This window comes from Streptomyces sp. NPDC096132, from assembly GCF_044763345.1.
In the GTDB taxonomy this organism is placed as follows: Bacteria; Actinomycetota; Actinomycetes; order Streptomycetales; family Streptomycetaceae; genus Streptomyces.
The window spans coordinates 207,525-222,718 of the sequence record NZ_JBIWGA010000009.1 but is presented as its reverse complement, the minus strand read 5'-3'; the positions used below and the strand labels follow the sequence as shown (position 1 = coordinate 222,718).

The window sequence follows — 15,194 nt, the reverse complement described above, 5'->3', positions numbered from 1 at the left end:
AGCGACGCCGTGAAACCGGGGGAGCCATGGACATCGCCGCAGCTTTCGCCGTACTGACGCTCGTGCTCGCCGCCGCCGTCACGGTCCTGGTCCGCCGGGACCGCCGCCGCTTCCCCGCGGGCCCGGACTCGGCCCGCATCGAGGCGGACGCGACCCGAGGTCTGCGCGAGGGCCGCCGCAAGGCGCACCTGTCGGACCGGTTCGCCGTCGGTGGAGTGCTGGGCGCCCTGCGCGACCGCGACGACAACAGCCGGTACTGACCGCCTGCCCCCGCCCGCCAAGGCCATCCGACACCCCGTCATATCGCCGTACGACTGACGTATCACCGCGTACCGCACCTGTACGACACCCGTACGGCACACGCCATCGGCCGTCACCCGCGTGTTAGGACCAAGGTCTCCCGACGGTCATGTCCACGCCCCTACGATCGGCGCGCACGAACGAGCCGACGGGCAGGAGGGCCCCATGGGATCGCAGGACGCGCGGGAGTCGAACGAGCAGGTGAGTGTGGGCGGGACCGGACGCCGGGCACTCCTCGGCGCGGCGGTGCTCGGTGCCACCGGGGGAGTCCTCGGTCTGTCGGGCACCGCGAGAGCCGCCGACGCACGGCACGGCGGAGGCGGTCTGAAGAGCCTCCCCGTCCCGACGATCATCGGTCACCGCGGCGCCAGCGGCTACCGCCCCGAGCACACCTTCGGCTCCTACCAGCTCGCCCTCGACCTGGGCGCCGACATCGTCGAGGCCGGCGACCTCGTCCCGACCAAGGACGGCCACATCGTCTGCCGTCACGAGCCGGAGATCGGCGGCACGACGGACGTCGCCGACCATCCCGAGTTCGCCGGCCGCAGGACGACGAAGGTGCTGGACGGCGTCTCCACCACCGGCTGGTTCACCGAGGACTTCACGCTGGCCGAGCTCAAGACGCTCCGCGCGATCGAGCGCATCCCGGCCAACCGCCCGCACAACACCCTCTACAACGGCCGCTGGGAGATCCCCACCTTCGAGGAAGTCCTCAAGTGGCAGGACGAGCAGACCCGCAAGCGCGGCAAGCAGGTCTGGATCTACCCGGAGACCAAGCACCCCACCTACTTCCGCAAGCTGGGCCTCGGCCTGGAGGAGCGGGTCGCCAAGCTGCTGCACAAGTACGGCAAGGACAGGAAGAACTCGCCGGTCATCCTGCAGTCCTTCGAGCCGAGCAGCATCCAGCGCCTGAACAAGCTGGTCGACAACCCCCTGGTGGTGCTGCTGTCCGGTGCGACGACCCGCCCCTGGGACTTCGTCGAGGCGGGCGACCCGCGCACGGTCGCCGACCTGATCACCCGGGCCGGCCTCAGGGAGATCGCCGGCTACGCCCAGGGCATCGGTCCCACGCTCGACCTGGTCATCCCGAAGGACGCCAACGGCAACCTCACCACCCCGACCACCCTGGTGAAGGACGCCCACGCGGTCGGCCTGATCCTGCACCCCTACACCATGCGCAACGAGAACCCCTTCCTGCCCGCGAACTTCCGCAAGGGCACCGACGCGGACGCGTACGGCGATGTCTTCGGCGCCTTCCGCACCTACTTCGCGACCGGCATCGACGGCGTCTTCACCGACAACGCGGACACCGGCGTGCTGGCCCGCGCGGACTTCGTCAAGGGCTGATTCCCCGTTGGAGTGACAGTCGGCCGCCGGGGCAACCAACCGTCCCGGCGGCCGCATCGTGTGGCACATGACGCACGACCTGCTCACCCACCTGCGCCCCCTCCTTGCCGCGGAGTCCTCCGCCGAGGCACACGCCACCGGCACCGAGCCCGGTGACCTGGAACAGGCGGTCTGGCTCCGCCTCCTGGAGCACCTCGCCACCGACGGCCCGCCCCGCGACCCCCAGGGCTGGCTGCGCCGGGCCGTCCGCGCGGAGGCCCGCCGCAGTCGCCGCATCACCCGCCTCGAGCGACCGTACGAGACCGAGCCGGCCGACGACCGCGACCACGGGCCCGAGCAGCTCGCCCTCGCCGCCGCCCGCCGCCGCGCCCTGCGCGCGGCCGTGGGCCGCCTCCCCGGCCGCTGCTCCCGTCTCCTTCAGGCGTTCCTGTCGCCCGAGGACCTCACCTACCGCGAGATCGCGGGGGAGTTGGGTATCTCACAGGGAAGTCTCGGCCCGGAACGCTCCAGATGTCTGGGATGTCTCAGGCGTTTGCTCGCACCGGAGGTTGCGGCCCGCCAACTGCGGGGATAGGAGTGAAGGACCACAGGCGATCAGGTGAGCGGGAGGCGTGCGCACATGGGCATGAGCGTGACCATCTCGGTGGCGACCGAGCAGGATGCCGAGCAGATCTTCAGGCTGCAGTACCTGTGCTTCCAGAGCGAAGCCGCGCTGTACGGCAACTACCGCATCGCCCCGCTCGTCCAGACCCTCGACTCGGTCAAGGAGGAGCTCGCCTCCGACTGCGTCTTCGTGGCCCGGCTGGGCGACGAGGTGGTCGGCTCGGTCCGCGGCCACATCACCGACGACGGCGCCGCCTCGATCGGCAAGCTCTGCGTCCACCCCCGCCTCCAGGGGCACGGCATCGGCGCCCGCCTCCTGCGCGCCGCCGAGTCCGCCCTCGCCGAGGAGCGCGGCGCAAAGAAGTTCCGCCTCCACACCGGGCACCGCAGCGAGGGCAACCTCCGCCTCTACCGCCGGGTCGGCTACCAGACGGTGGGCACGTCCCAGGGCACGGACGGCGTACCGATGATCGTCCTGGAGAAGGCGGCGGGCGAGTACGCGGCTACGGCTTAGCCGTACGGGACTTCCGCAGCCAGTACAGGGCCGACAGCGGCAGCAGCACGGGGATGAACACGTACCCCATGCCGTAGTCGGACCAGACCGTCGCGTCCGGGAAGGCCGACGGCTCGATCAGGGTCCACGTGCCGACGACCAGTACACCCGCGAGCTCGGCGGCACAGCACACCTGCGCCGCCCTGCGGGCCGTCTCGCCGCCCCGGACCAGCGAGTACGTGATGAACCCGTACACGAGTCCCGCCACCGCCGACAGCGAGTACGCGAGCGGCGCCCGGTCGAACTCCGTCGCGATCTGGTACGCCGAGCGCGACACGGCTCCGACGACCATCACGCCGTAGAACCACACCAGCACCATGCCGGGCCCGCTGATCAGCCGGGCCGGCTTCTCCTGAACCGCCGTCATCTCAGCCTCCCCAGATGTCGTAGAGCCGTACTTCGAGGACGGCGAGCACGACCGCGCCGGCGGCGACCGTCACCGAACCCCAGCGGGTCCGCTCGGCCAGCGACATGAACCCGGCCGCGGGGACGCACGCGAACGCCCCCAGCAGATAGGCCACGAAGATCGTCGTGCCCTGCTCCGGCTTCTCGCCCCGCGCCAGCTGCACGATCCCGATCACCAGCTGGATCACGGCCAGCACCGAGACCACGGCCATCCCGATGAAGTGCCAGTCCTTCGTCGGCTGGTCACGGTAGGCCGCCCAGCCGCACCAGGCGGCGAGCAGCAACGCGGCGACGCCGGTCACCAGCGTCAGGGCATCAAGCATGCAGTGACCCTATTACGCCGTAATCGGCACTCCGCGGCGGGCCCCGTGCTGTCCACGCTCGTCCAGCATGTGGACAAGCGTTTCTTTGTCAGCACCATAGGTCTGGTTTACTGATGCACATGACCACGACGAGCAGCCGCACCCTTGCGACCGAGGCGATCCTGACGCCCGGCGTGCGCTGTATGTGTCGTATGTGTCGAATGTGCGCCTGCTAGCGGGCCCCCGCACCACCCTCCGAGCCTCCGCTCCGCGCATCTGTTCTCTCCTCGGCACCGCAGCGAGAGACGTGCCGCGTCCCTGAACGAACGCACCCGTGCGCCCGGGCACACCCACGCCCGCGCACTCGACAGTGACGGAAATCCCAGTGATCACGACAACAGGCCTCACCAAGGTCTACCGCTCGCGCGGTCGTGAGGTCACCGCCCTCGACGGCGTCGACCTGCACGTCCGCGAAGGCGAGGTGTACGGCGTCATCGGCCAGTCCGGCGCCGGCAAGTCCTCGCTGATCCGCTGCGTCAACCTCCTGGAACGCCCCACCTCCGGCACGGTCAGCGTCGCCGGGGAGGACCTCACCGCCCTCGCCGGCCGCGGACCCCGGGCCGGCCGGGAGCTGCGGCAGGCGCGCAGCCGGATCGGCATGGTCTTCCAGCACTTCAACCTGCTGTCCTCGCGGACCGTGCAGGACAACGTCGAACTGCCGCTGGAGATCCTCGGCGTCTCAGGGAAGGAACGTTCCCGCAAGGCCCTGGAACTGCTCGACCTGGTCGGGCTCGCCGACAAGGCGAAGTCCTTCCCGGCCCAGCTCTCCGGCGGTCAGAAGCAGCGCGTCGGCATCGCCCGCGCCCTCGCCGGCGACCCCAAGGTGCTGCTCTCCGACGAGGCGACCAGCGCCCTCGACCCGGAGACCACCCGCTCCATCCTCCAGCTGCTGCGCGACCTGAACCGGCAGTTGGGGCTGACCGTCCTGCTCATCACCCACGAAATGGACGTGGTGAAGTCGATCTGCGACTCCGCCGCGCTCATGGAGCGGGGCCGGATCGTGGAGTCCGGCACGGTCAGCGAGCTGCTCGCCACCCCCGGCTCCGAACTGGCCGCGGCCCTCTTCCCGGTCGACGGCGAGGCCACCGGCGACGACCGCACCGTCCTCGACGTCACGTTCCACGGCGAGGCCGCCACCCAGCCGGTCATCTCCCGGCTGTCGCGCACTTACAACATCGACATCTCGATCCTCGGCGCCGCCATCGACACCGTCGGCGGCCTCCAGGTCGGCCGGATGCGCATCGAACTGCCCGGCCGCTACGAGGAGAACGTGGTGCCCATCGGTTTCCTGCGCGAACAGGGCCTGCAGATCGACGTACTGCTCGCGGAGGGCGCCAAGTGACCTGGTCGGAAATGCAGCCCCTGCTGTCGCAGGCCTGTTGGGACACCCTCTACATGGTCGGCTGGTCCACCCTCATCGCGGTCGCCGGCGGCCTGCCGCTCGGCGTCCTGCTGGTCCTCACCGACCGGGGCGGCCTGCTCCAGAACATCGTCGCCAACAAAATCATCGGGCAGGTCGTGAACATCGCCCGCTCGATGCCGTTCATCATCCTGATGGTCGCGCTCATGGGCTTCACCCGCTCGATCACCGGCACCACCATCGGCCGCGAGGCCGCCATCGTGCCGCTCGCCGTCGGGGCCATCCCGTTCTTCGCGCGCCTCGTCGAGACGGCTGTCCGCGAAGTGGACGGCGGGCTCGTCGAGGCCGTGCAGGCGATGGGCGGCAACACCTGGACCGTCGTACGCAAGGTCCTCGTCCCCGAGTCGCTGCCCTCGCTGATCTCCTCCACGACCACCACGATCGTCGCGCTCATCGGCTACTCCGCCATGGCCGGCACGGTCGGTGCCGGCGGCCTCGGCGACATCGCCGTCCGCTACGGCTACCAGCGCTTCGAGACCGACCTGATGTGGATCACCGTCGCGGTCCTCGCCGTCGTGATCTCGCTCATCCAGTTCGCCGGCGACTACGCGGCCCGCGCCCTGCACCGCCGGGGCGGCCGCTCCGGCCCCGCGCCGAAGCTGCGCCTGCTGAAGGCCAAGGAGCCGGCGGCCGCCGAGGTGAGCAAGGTCGCCTGAGAGCCCTTCCGGCCCCACCCGCGCACCCCTGAACTCCCCGCGCACCCCTGAACTCCCCGCACACCCACCGCGGGGTCGCACCACCCATAGGAAAGGCACTTTTCGTGCGTAACACCGCCAAGATCACCACCGCCGTCCTCGCCGCCGGAGCCCTCACCCTCGGACTCACCGCCTGCGGCTCGGACAAGGACTCCGGCAGCACCGACGCGAACGCCACGCTGACCGTCGCCGCCACGCCCACTCCGCAGGGCGAGATCCTCGCCTACATCAAGGACAACCTCGCGGAGAAGGCCGGCCTCGACCTGGAGGTCAAGGAGTTCACGGACTACGTGACCCCCAACACGGCAGTCCAGCAGGGCGAGGTCGACGCCAACTACTTCCAGCACCAGCCGTACCTGGACGACTTCAACAAGAAGAACGGCACCGACATCGTCGCCGTGCCGGGCGCCACCGTGCACCTGGAGCCGCTCGGCCTGTACTCCCAGGGCGTCAAGAAGCTCGACGACCTGAAGAAGGGCGCCACCATCGCCCTGCCGAACGACACCACCAACGAGGCCCGCGCCCTGAAGCTCCTGGAGGCCAACGGGCTGATCGAGCTGAAGTCGGGTGTCGGCTTCGCGGCGACCCCCAAGGACGTGACGTCCAACCCCGAGAACCTCGAGTTCAAGGAGCTGGAGGCGGCCCAGCTGCCGCGCTCCCTCGCCGACGTCGACGCCGCGGTGATCAACGGCAACTACGCGCTGGAGGCCGACCTCAGCCCCGCGAAGAACGCCCTCGTCGCCGAGTCCGCGAAGGACAACCCGTACGCGAACTTCCTCGCCGTGAAGAAGGGCAACGAGGACGACCCCCGGGTCCAGAAGCTCGCGAAGCTGCTCACCTCGGCCGAGGTGAAGAAGTTCATCGAGGACAAGTACGACGGCGCCGTGGTCGCCGCGTTCTGAGCCGCCCGACGCTGGTGGCGTCCGCGCCCACGGGGTCCTCTCCTGGTCAGGGGAGGACCCCGTGGTGCGGTTCAGTGCTTTCATGCTGCATGCTGGGCAGTTCAGCGGGTCCTGACGGTTCGGTAGGTCGGATCCCGAGGTTTCGAAGGTTACGGAGCGGCGCATGACGAGCACCTTCCCCACCATCTCCATCAGCACGGAGCGGTTGGTGCTGCGTCCCCTCGACGAGGACGACGTGCCGGCCCTGGCCGAGATGATGAACGACGAGCAGATAGCGGCCTGGACGTCCGTGCCCCAGCCGTTCAGCGAGGCCGGCGCGCGTCACTGGATCAGCGAGTACGCGCCCTCCGAACGCACCGCCGGACGCGGCCTCGACCTCGCCGTCACCGAGTTCCTCACCCAGCGGCTCGTCGGCGTCATCCAGCTCGGCAAGACCAACTGGCACGTCCGTTCCACCGAACTGTCGTACATCGTCGCCTCCTGGGCCCGCGGCGAGGGCTATGCCTCCGAGGCCGCCCTGGCCACCGCCCAATGGCTGTTCACCGACCAGAAGTTCGAGCGCATCGAGCTGCGCACGGCCGCCGACAACACCGCCTCCCAGCAGGTCGCGCAGAAGATCGGCTGTATCAGCGAGGGCGTCCTGCGCAACGCCTGCATAGCCCGTGCCCGTGCCGAGGACGGCACCTGGGCCGAGGTGCGCACCGACTTCATCGTGTGGAGCCTGCTGCCCGAGGACCTGGAGGGCGCCGGCGAGCAGCTCGCCGAGAGCGGCGGCTTCACGTCGTACACCGACTGGAACTGAGCCCCACGGCGACGGGAACCGACCGGAAGCCGCCGTCGCCCGGCCCCGCCGACCAGGTACCCTCACGGAGCCCGCTACCTGCGTGAACCCCGGGAGACTGACGACCATGGCCGACCGCGTCACGGTGATCGGCTGGGACGGCTCGCCGCTGACCGCCGCGGCCCGCTCGGCGCTGGGTGCCGCCACGCTGGTGGCCGGGGCCGCCCACCACCTGACGCTGCCCGAGGTACCGCCGGGCGCGGAACGCATCCGCCTGGGCAGCGTCTCCCTCGCCGCCCGCCGTATCGCGGGCCACCGGGGCACGGCGGTCGTCCTCGCCGACGGCGACCCGGGCTTCTTCGGCGTCGTACGGACCCTGCGCGCACCCGAGTTCGGCCTGGAGGTCGAGGTCGTCCCGGCCGTCTCCTCCGTCGCCGCCGCCTTCGCCCGCGCCGGGATGCCCTGGGACGACGCCCAGGTCGTCGTCGCCCACCGGCGCACCCTGCGCCGCGCGGTCAACGTCTGCCGTGCTCACACCAAGGTCGCCGTCCTCACCTCGCCGGGTGCCGGGCCCGCCGAGCTGGGCCTGCTCCTGGAGGGTGTGCACCGCACCTTCGTCGTCTGCGAGGAACTCGGCACCGACCGCGAACGGGTCAGCGTCCTGACCTCGGACAAGGCCGTCGACCACACCTGGCGCGACCCCAACGTCGTCATCGTCATCGGCGGGGCGAGCGCCGGGGGCGACGGCGGCTGGATCACCGGGAGCGACCCGGCCGCCGGCCCGCGCGGCTGGACGCTGCCCGCCGAGGCGTACCGCGGCGGACCCGGGCTCGGCGAGGGGGAGGCCGAGTTCCTGCGCGCGGCCCAACTCGCCCGGCTCGGACCGCGCGTGGGCGACCTCGTCTGGGACATCGGCTGCGGCAGCGGGGCGTTCGCGACCGAGGCCGCGCGGGCGGGCGCCGCCGTCCTCGCCGTCGACCGCGACCTGGAGGCGTGCGCCCGCACGGACGCCGCCGCCCGCCGCCACGGCGTCCAGCTCCAGATCGTCCGCGGCACCGCCCCGCACGTCCTGGAGAACCTGCCCGAACCGGACGTCGTCCGGGTCGGTGGCGGGGGAGCGCCCGTCGTCTCCGCCGTCGCCGACCGCCGCCCGCAGCGCATCGTCACCCACGCCGCGACCCGCGACGCCGCCGAACGCGTCGGCCGCGACCTGACCGAGCACGGCTACCGCGTCGAGTGCGCCCTCCTGCAGTCCGTCCAACTCGACACGCGGGTCTGGACGGAGACCGAACGGAGTGTCGCGTTCCTGCTCAGCGGGGTTCTGCCGGACCGCCGGACGTGACCCGGTTCGCCCTCCCCGTGATCCTGTTGTCGTACCGCTCGCGGTAGGCTGGCCGATCGTCGTACCGCTTCCGTTCGCCCGGCACTTCGTCGGTCAATGTCCGGAAAACACATCCCTTTTGGGGTGGGACGTGGTACGGCAGAACCGGAGGGCGCGCAACGTGGCGCAGTCCACAGCGGCGCGACGGAGATCAACCTGTCGCGACGCGACGACGGCCGGGACAATGCCACTGAATGGCTTTGTCGCTTTTTCGGGCGGGTCGTTCGTGCCGCTGGGCACGGACGCTCGTTCTTCACTACGGGGCGGTCGGTGCGCCGCTCCGGGTGAGCTGGTCGTAGGAGCACTAAACCGATGGGCGAGGGGTACGCATGACCGACACCGGCCAGGTCCCGGGCGAGGGGCTGCCGGAGAGCGCAGGCATGGTGGAGCAGCCGGGCGCCCCCGCGCACGGTGCGTACACCTTCCTCTCCGAGACCACCGCCGAGGACGAAGACCTGCTGCTGCCTGGCGCCCAGGGCGCATGGGGCAACGAGGTGGCGCCGCCCGCGCCCGAGCCGGTCGTCGAGACGCTGCACGAGCCCGGCCCGCACGAGATCTCCGGCCGCGACAGCGGCTCGGTCGACCTCAGCGCCGTACGTCTGCCCGGCCCCGCGACGCCGCCCCAGCCGGCCCCGCGCCGCCCCCTCCACCTCGGCCCGCCGATCCCCGACACCTCCTCCAGCCCGGTCCGCTCCCTCGCCGACCGCGGCCCCGCCGGCGCTCCGGTACGCCACCCCGGCGCGCCCGCCTCCGGCCCCGAGTACCTCGACGTCCCGCCGCTGCGGGAGACGCCCCTGCAGGGCGCGACCCCCTGGGGCGCTCCGGCCGGGGCCCAGGCCACTGCTCCCGCCGCCGCTCCGGCCGCCGTTCCGGCCCAGGGGCCGGTCGCCTCCGGGGTGACGGCTGCGGAAACGGTTGTTCCGGTTCCGGCGGCGGTTCCCGCCACTCCGGAGCCCGAGCCGGTGAGCGCCGCCGAGGCCGTCGTGGCCCGCGTGGCGACCGAGGCGATCGCCGCGACCGCCCAGCACGGGGCGGAGAGCGCCGAGGCGGCGTACGGCGGTGGCGGTGTCGGTGGTGATGCCGTGGTGCCTACGACCCCGGCGGCGCAGGTTCCCGGAATCGTGACCGGGGAGCCCGCCCACGTCCCCGGACCGGCGGCGACCGTCGAGCCGGCCCGGTTCGCTCCCTCTTTCTCCGGGATCGTCGACACCGGCCAGCTGCTCGGAGCGGCGCTGATCGCCGAGGGTGAGCAGGATGTCGCCGACGAGGTGGGGGACGAGTCCGCTGCTTCTGTCGGTGCGGTTGGTGCGGTTGGTGCGGTTGGTGCAGTTGGGCCTGTTGAGCCTGTGGCCGTACCGGATGTGGACGTGGTGGCTGCTGACGTGCCGGATGTCGACGTGGCGGCGGCTGATGTGGCAGCGGTCGATGTGGCGGCTGTCGAAGTCGCGGCTGTTGAAGCGGCGCCCGCGCCGGAGGCTCCGCAGGCCTCCGCCGCTGCGGACGGCGTGCAGTCCGGCGAGCCGACGGCCGTGGCAGAGGTGGTTCCCGAGGCGGACTCCGTGGCCGTGGTCCAGGCCGCGGAGGAGGGCGCTGCCGAGGCGGAGCCCGCTGACATCGCGCAGGCCGCTGAGGTGAATCCGGCCGAGGTGGCACAGGAGGCTGTGGCGATCCCGGTCGAGGCGGCGCAGGCGTCGGAGGAGAGCGCCGTCGAGGCGGCCCCGGTTCCCGACGTGAAGGTCGGCGAGGCGGTTCAGGGCGCCGAGGCGTCGGCTGCGGCGCAGGTAGCCGAGGTGCCCGCGGCCGAGGTGGCGCAGGTCGCCGAGGTGCCCGCGCCGGAGGCGGTCCAGGTTTCCGAGGTGCCTGCAACCGACGTGCACGCGCTCGGGACTCCCGCGGCTGAAGCTGCTCAGGCGGCCGAGGTGAGCCCTGCCGAGGTGGCACCGATCTCCGAGCCGGCTCAGGTCTCCCAGACGCCGGCGCCCGAGACCGTGGCCGAGTCCGCGGTTCCGGACGCAACTCCGGTCCAGGAGACGGCCCAGGACGCGGCGGAGGTCATCGACCCCGCCCCCACGGTCGTACCCGACACCACCGCCGAGACCTCCGAGCCCGCGGACACCGTGACCGCTGAGGCACCGGAACAGGCTGCGCCCGCGCAGGAAGTGTTCACAACCGCGCTCGAAGCGGCCGTCGCCGCACAGGAGAGCCACGCTGCCGAGCCTCCGGTTCCCGCTGCCGAGCCTCCTGTTGTCGCCGCTGATGCCCCGCAGGTCGTAGAGGCGTCTGTCACACCGGCTGAGGCCGACGCGGTCGAGACCGCCTCGGCTGAGGCCGACGCCGTCCAGCCCGCCGTGGTCGAAGCCGTCCCGTCCGCCGAGGCCGTCGCCGTCCCCGCCGAGGCCGAAGCCGAGCAGATCGCCGACGAGGCAACGGTCGTGCCCGCCGAACCGATCGCCGCGCAGTCGCAGTCGCAGTCGCAGCCGCAGCCGCAGCCGCAGCCCACCCCCCAGGCCCTACCCACACCGGAGCAGTCTGCCGAGCAGGCCACGGACGCCCAGCCGGAGCCGGAGGCCCAGCCCGCGACCGAGCACCGGGCCCCCGCCGCCGCCCACCAGGCGGACCCGGCGTCTCAGACCCCGGACAACCCCGTCTCCACCCCCACCCCGCTGGCTGCGACCCCGCAGACGCAGACGCAGACGCAGACGGAGGAGGAAGAGGAGACGTCGGCCGAGGCTCCGGCCGAAGTCCCCGCCGAGCCTCCGACGGACCTCGCCCCCACCCCCCAGCCGGCCACGCTCCTCACCGACCCGCAGCCGGCCCCCTCCGCTCCCCGGCCGGACCAGCCCGTGGGCGAGTTCGTGCCGGTCGAAGGCACTGTGCCGACCACCCCGCACCTCGCCCCGACCGCGCCGCAGGCCGTGGTGGTCCCCACGGAGGCCCAGCAGCCCGTAGGGACGCCGACGGACCAGCCGGAGGCTCTCGCGCAGGCCGCCGTCCCCACCGTCCCCGCCCCCCGCGCGGCCGACGCCGCTCCCGCCCCGGCGACCCCGGACACGGAGCCCGACGCCGACGTCCAGGCCGACCCCGACCCCGAGGTCGCGCAGAGCCCGGAGGACCTGGAAACCAGGGCCGCCGACCAGGAAGAGAGCACGGCCCCCGTGGAAGAAGCCAGAGAGTCCACCGGCCCCGCCGCGCCCGCGTACGACGAGGCCGAGCGCGAGGCCGTCCTGAAGGTGATGCGCGAGCGCCGCGACATCCGCAACGGCTTCCGCGGCGACCCGATCCCGCACGAGGTGCTGCTGCGGGTCCTGGAGGCCGCCCACACCGCGCCCTCCGTCGGCCACTCGCAGCCCTGGGACTTCGTCGTCATCCGTTCCGCCGACACGCGCCGCGCGATGCACGAACTGGCGATGCGTCAGCGCGACGCGTACGCCAAGTCCCTCCCCAAGGGCCGGGCGAAGCAGTTCAAGGAACTGAAGATCGAGGCCATCCTCGAGACTCCGGTGAACATCGTGGTCACCGCCGACCCGACCCGCGGCGGCCGCCACACGCTGGGCCGTCACACGCAGCCGCAGATGGCGCCGTACTCCTCCGCGCTCGCGGTCGAGAACCTCTGGCTCGCCGCCCGCGCCGAGGGCCTCGGCGTCGGCTGGGTCAGCTTCTTCGACGAGCGCGAGATGGTCCGCGCGCTCGGCCTGCCCGAGCACCTCGAGGTGGTCGCCTACCTCTGCGTCGGCTACGTCGACGAGTTCCCGGACGAGCCCGAGCTGATGCAGGCCGGCTGGGCCAAGCGGCGCCCGCTGTCCTGGGTCGTCCACGAGGAGACGTACGGCCGTCGCGCGCTGCCCGGCGAGGACCCGCACGACCTGCTCGCCGAGACGGTGGCCAGCGTCCGCCCGCTGGACGCCAAGGCGCTCGGCGAGGCCTGGGAGCGCCAGAAGCGCATGACCAAGCCGGCCGGCGCGCTCGGCATGCTGGAGATCATCTCCGCGCAGCTGTCCGGCCTGTCCCGGCAGTGCCCGCCGCCGATCCCGGAGCCCGCGGCCGTCGCGATCTTCGCGGGCGACCACGGCGTGCACGCCCAGGGCGTCACCCCCTGGCCGCAGGAGGTGACGGCCCAGATGGTCGCCAACTTCCTCGGTGGGGGGGCCGTCTGCAACGCCTTCGCGTCGCAGGTGGGCGCCGAGGTCTGCGTCGTGGACGTGGGCGTGGCCGCCGACCTTCCGGCGACCCCCGGCCTGCTGCCCCGCAAGGTCCGCGCGGGTACCTCCGACATGACCACCGGCCCCGCGATGACCCGCGAGGAGGCCAAGCAGGCCATCGAGGTCGGCATCGAGACGGCCCGCGACCTGGTGGCAGCCGGTAACAAGGCCCTGCTGACGGGCGAGATGGGCATCGCGAACACGACCGCGTCCGCCGCCCTGATCTCTGTCTTCACCGGCGCGGACCCGTCCGAGGTCACCGGCCGCGGCACCGGCATCAACGACGAGACCCTGGCCCGCAAGACCGAGGTCGTGCGCCGCGCCCTGGACCTCCACCAGCCGGACCCGGCCGACCCGATCGGCGTCCTGGCCGCGATCGGCGGCTTCGAACACGCGGCGATGGTCGGCCTGCTCCTGGGGGGCGCGTCCCTGCGCACCCCCGTGATCCTGGACGGCGTCAGCGCCGGCGCCGCCGCCCTGGTCGCCCGCGCCATCGCCCCCGAGGTCCTCGCGGCCTGCATCGCGGGCCACCGCAGCGCGGAACCGGGCCACGTGGCCGCCCTCAACAAGCTCGGCCTCCGCCCCCTGGTCGACCTCGACCTCCGCCTCGGCGAAGGCACCGGCGCCCTCCTGGCCCTCCCCCTGGTCCAGAGCACAGCAAGGGCCATGCACGAGGTGGCGACGTTCGACTCGGCGGGGGTCACTGAGAAGTAGGCGTGAGGGGCACCCGGGACGCGAGTGCCGGGGTGTCGTGGTGTCCCTGGGCGCGGTGACCGGCACGCACTGGGCATCCGGCCGTGGTTGTGGGCAGTCGTTCCTCCCCCAGTGCCTTGAGAGCCTGGGGGTACCCCCAGCGGAACGGGTGGGCACAACCACCCACAGCCCGGCACCTGGCGCACAACGCCCACCCACCGGACACCCGATCCGCCAAATCCGCCCGCCGCTTAAAATCTGCACGTCAGGGCCACCGCCAAGCCCCGGAGGAGCCGCCCCTCATGGCCGAACACCCCCCCTACCCCGTAGGCCTCCGCCTCACCGGCCGCAGGGTCGTAGTCCTCGGCGGCGGCCAGGTCGCCCAACGCCGCCTCCCCGCACTGATCGCGGCAGGCGCCGACATCCACCTCGTATCCCCCGAAGCGACCCCCTCGGTCGAGGCGATGGCCGACGCGGGCGAGATCACCTGGACCCGCCGCCCCTACGCCGAAGGCGACCTCGCGGACGCCTGGTACGCCCTGATCGCCACCCGCGACCCGGCCGCGAACGAACAGGCCTCGGCCGAGGCGGAAGCACACCGCGTCTGGTGCGTCCGCTCCGACGACGCCGACCAGGCGACCGCCTGGACCCCGGCCACCGGCACCAGCGAGGGCGTCACCGTCGCCGTACTCACCACGGACGCCAAGGGCCGCGACCCCCGCCACACCGCCGCCATCCGTGACGCGGTGGTCGAGGGCCTGCGCGACGGCACGCTCGTCGCCCCCCACCACCGCACCCGCGCCCCCGGCGTCGCCCTCGTCGGCGGCGGCCCCGGCGACCCCGACCTGATCACGGTCCGCGGCCGCCGCCTCCTCGCCGAGGCCGACGTCGTCATCGCCGACCGGCTCGGCCCGCGCGACCTCCTCGCCGAACTCCCGCCGCACGTCGAGGTGATCGACGCGGCGAAGATCCCGTACGGCCGTTACATGGCCCAGGAGGCCATCAACAACGCGCTGATCGAGCACGCCAAGCAGGGCAAGTCGGTCGTCCGCCTCAAGGGTGGCGACCCGTACGTCTTCGGCCGGGGCATGGAGGAGCTGCACGCTCTCGCCGAGGCCGGCATCCCCTGCACCGTCGTCCCGGGCATCTCCAGTTCCATCTCGGTCCCGGGCGCCGCCGGCATCCCGGTCACCCACCGGGGCGTCGCCCATGAGTTCACCGTGGTCAGCGGCCATGTGGCCCCGGACGACGAGCGCTCCCTGGTCGACTGGCCGTCCCTGGCGAAGCTCACCGGCACCCTGGTGATCCTCATGGGCGTCGACAAGATCGGGAAGATCGCCGAGACGCTCGTCGCTCACGGCAAGTCGCCCGAGACTCCCGTCGCCCTGGTCCAGGAGGGCACGACGGCCGCCCAGCGCCGAGTGGACGCGACCCTCGCGACGGTCGCGGAGACCGTGCAGGCCCAGGAGGTCAAACCTCCCGCGGTCATCGTCATCGGTGAGGTCGTCACCGTGGGCCCGCAGCCGTCCGCCTGACCGGGGCTGGAGTAACCC

Annotated in this window: 13 protein-coding genes; 11 read left to right on the top strand and 2 right to left on the bottom strand. The window is 72.3% G+C overall.

The window, feature by feature from the left end; genetic code table 11:
- The first annotated feature begins 26 nt into the window (after positions 1-26).
- The 4 genes from ACIRF9_RS22960 (at position 27) to ACIRF9_RS22945 (ending at position 2,764) form a co-directional block, all read left to right on the top strand.
- Entirely contained in the window at positions 27-260 is a 234-nt protein-coding gene (locus ACIRF9_RS22960) for a hypothetical protein (protein WP_403825144.1), read from the top strand.
- Between the two features lie 205 nt (positions 261-465).
- Positions 466-1,647, top strand: coding sequence for a glycerophosphodiester phosphodiesterase (locus ACIRF9_RS22955; RefSeq protein ID WP_403825141.1), 1,182 nt, complete (start codon positions 466-468; stop codon positions 1,645-1,647).
- A gap of 67 nt (positions 1,648-1,714) precedes the next feature.
- On the top strand, positions 1,715-2,221 hold the full coding sequence (locus ACIRF9_RS22950; RefSeq protein WP_403825138.1) for an RNA polymerase sigma factor: 507 nt from the start codon (positions 1,715-1,717) through the stop codon (positions 2,219-2,221).
- Between the two features lie 45 nt (positions 2,222-2,266).
- Positions 2,267-2,764 (top strand): GNAT family N-acetyltransferase, encoded by a 498-nt coding sequence (locus ACIRF9_RS22945; protein WP_403825135.1) that lies wholly within the window; start codon positions 2,267-2,269, stop codon positions 2,762-2,764.
- Here the strand turns inward: ACIRF9_RS22945 and ACIRF9_RS22940 are convergent.
- Together ACIRF9_RS22940 and ACIRF9_RS22935 are read right to left on the bottom strand one after the other, a co-directional pair.
- Positions 2,754-3,170, bottom strand: a complete 417-nt coding sequence (locus ACIRF9_RS22940; protein ID WP_403825132.1) for a hypothetical protein — start codon at positions 3,168-3,170, stop codon at positions 2,754-2,756. The two genes, ACIRF9_RS22945 and ACIRF9_RS22940, sit on opposite strands and share 11 nt — an antisense overlap.
- Position 3,171: 1 nt before the next feature.
- Positions 3,172-3,531: a hypothetical protein gene (locus tag ACIRF9_RS22935; RefSeq protein ID WP_403825129.1), complete on the bottom strand. Its 360-nt coding sequence runs from the start codon at positions 3,529-3,531 to the stop codon at positions 3,172-3,174.
- A gap of 364 nt (positions 3,532-3,895) precedes the next feature.
- On the opposite strand from ACIRF9_RS22935, the gene ACIRF9_RS22930 reads away from it, so the two are divergent.
- From ACIRF9_RS22930 to cobA, 7 genes are all read left to right on the top strand, one after another.
- Positions 3,896-4,912: a methionine ABC transporter ATP-binding protein gene (locus ACIRF9_RS22930; protein ID WP_403825126.1), complete on the top strand. Its 1,017-nt coding sequence runs from the start codon at positions 3,896-3,898 to the stop codon at positions 4,910-4,912.
- The gene (locus tag ACIRF9_RS22925) at positions 4,909-5,646 is read left to right on the top strand and encodes a methionine ABC transporter permease (RefSeq protein ID WP_403825123.1); all 738 of its coding nucleotides are present in this window, start codon (positions 4,909-4,911) and stop codon (positions 5,644-5,646) included. The genes ACIRF9_RS22930 and ACIRF9_RS22925 overlap by 4 nt, the downstream gene beginning before the upstream one ends.
- Positions 5,647-5,750: 104 nt before the next feature.
- On the top strand, positions 5,751-6,587 hold the full coding sequence (locus ACIRF9_RS22920; RefSeq protein ID WP_403825120.1) for a MetQ/NlpA family ABC transporter substrate-binding protein: 837 nt from the start codon (positions 5,751-5,753) through the stop codon (positions 6,585-6,587).
- A gap of 163 nt (positions 6,588-6,750) precedes the next feature.
- Complete coding sequence (locus ACIRF9_RS22915; RefSeq protein WP_403825117.1) at positions 6,751-7,389, top strand: GNAT family N-acetyltransferase; 639 nt, start codon at positions 6,751-6,753, stop codon at positions 7,387-7,389.
- 106 nt (positions 7,390-7,495) lie between these two features.
- Entirely contained in the window at positions 7,496-8,710 is a 1,215-nt protein-coding gene (cbiE, locus tag ACIRF9_RS22910) for a precorrin-6y C5,15-methyltransferase (decarboxylating) subunit CbiE (RefSeq protein ID WP_403825113.1), read from the top strand.
- A gap of 368 nt (positions 8,711-9,078) precedes the next feature.
- A complete protein-coding gene (cobT, locus tag ACIRF9_RS22905; protein WP_403825110.1) occupies positions 9,079-13,662 on the top strand; it encodes a nicotinate-nucleotide--dimethylbenzimidazole phosphoribosyltransferase in 4,584 nt (1,527 codons plus the stop codon).
- Positions 13,663-13,943: 281 nt separating this feature from the next.
- Positions 13,944-15,176 carry a uroporphyrinogen-III C-methyltransferase gene (gene cobA / locus ACIRF9_RS22900; protein WP_403825107.1) on the top strand — a complete coding sequence of 411 codons (1,233 nt, stop codon included), beginning with the start codon at positions 13,944-13,946 and terminating at the stop codon, positions 15,174-15,176.
- The last annotated feature ends 18 nt before the right edge of the window (positions 15,177-15,194 follow it).

Excerpts from the sequence above, each read along its gene's own strand:
- ACIRF9_RS22960 (WP_403825144.1), top strand. The coding sequence starts at position 27 with ATGGACATCGCCGCAGCTTTCGCCGTACTGACGCTCGTGCTCGCCGCC.
- ACIRF9_RS22955 (WP_403825141.1), top strand. The coding sequence starts at position 466 with ATGGGATCGCAGGACGCGCGGGAGTCGAACGAGCAGGTGAGTGTGGGC.
- ACIRF9_RS22950 (WP_403825138.1), top strand. The coding sequence starts at position 1,715 with ATGACGCACGACCTGCTCACCCACCTGCGCCCCCTCCTTGCCGCGGAG.
- ACIRF9_RS22945 (WP_403825135.1), top strand. The coding sequence starts at position 2,267 with ATGGGCATGAGCGTGACCATCTCGGTGGCGACCGAGCAGGATGCCGAG.
- ACIRF9_RS22940 (WP_403825132.1), bottom strand. The coding sequence starts at position 3,170 with ATGACGGCGGTTCAGGAGAAGCCGGCCCGGCTGATCAGCGGGCCCGGC.
- ACIRF9_RS22935 (WP_403825129.1), bottom strand. The coding sequence starts at position 3,531 with ATGCTTGATGCCCTGACGCTGGTGACCGGCGTCGCCGCGTTGCTGCTC.
- ACIRF9_RS22915 (WP_403825117.1), top strand. The coding sequence starts at position 6,751 with ATGACGAGCACCTTCCCCACCATCTCCATCAGCACGGAGCGGTTGGTG.
- cbiE (WP_403825113.1), top strand. The coding sequence starts at position 7,496 with ATGGCCGACCGCGTCACGGTGATCGGCTGGGACGGCTCGCCGCTGACC.
- cobT (WP_403825110.1), top strand. The coding sequence starts at position 9,079 with ATGACCGACACCGGCCAGGTCCCGGGCGAGGGGCTGCCGGAGAGCGCA.
- cobA (WP_403825107.1), top strand. The coding sequence starts at position 13,944 with ATGGCCGAACACCCCCCCTACCCCGTAGGCCTCCGCCTCACCGGCCGC.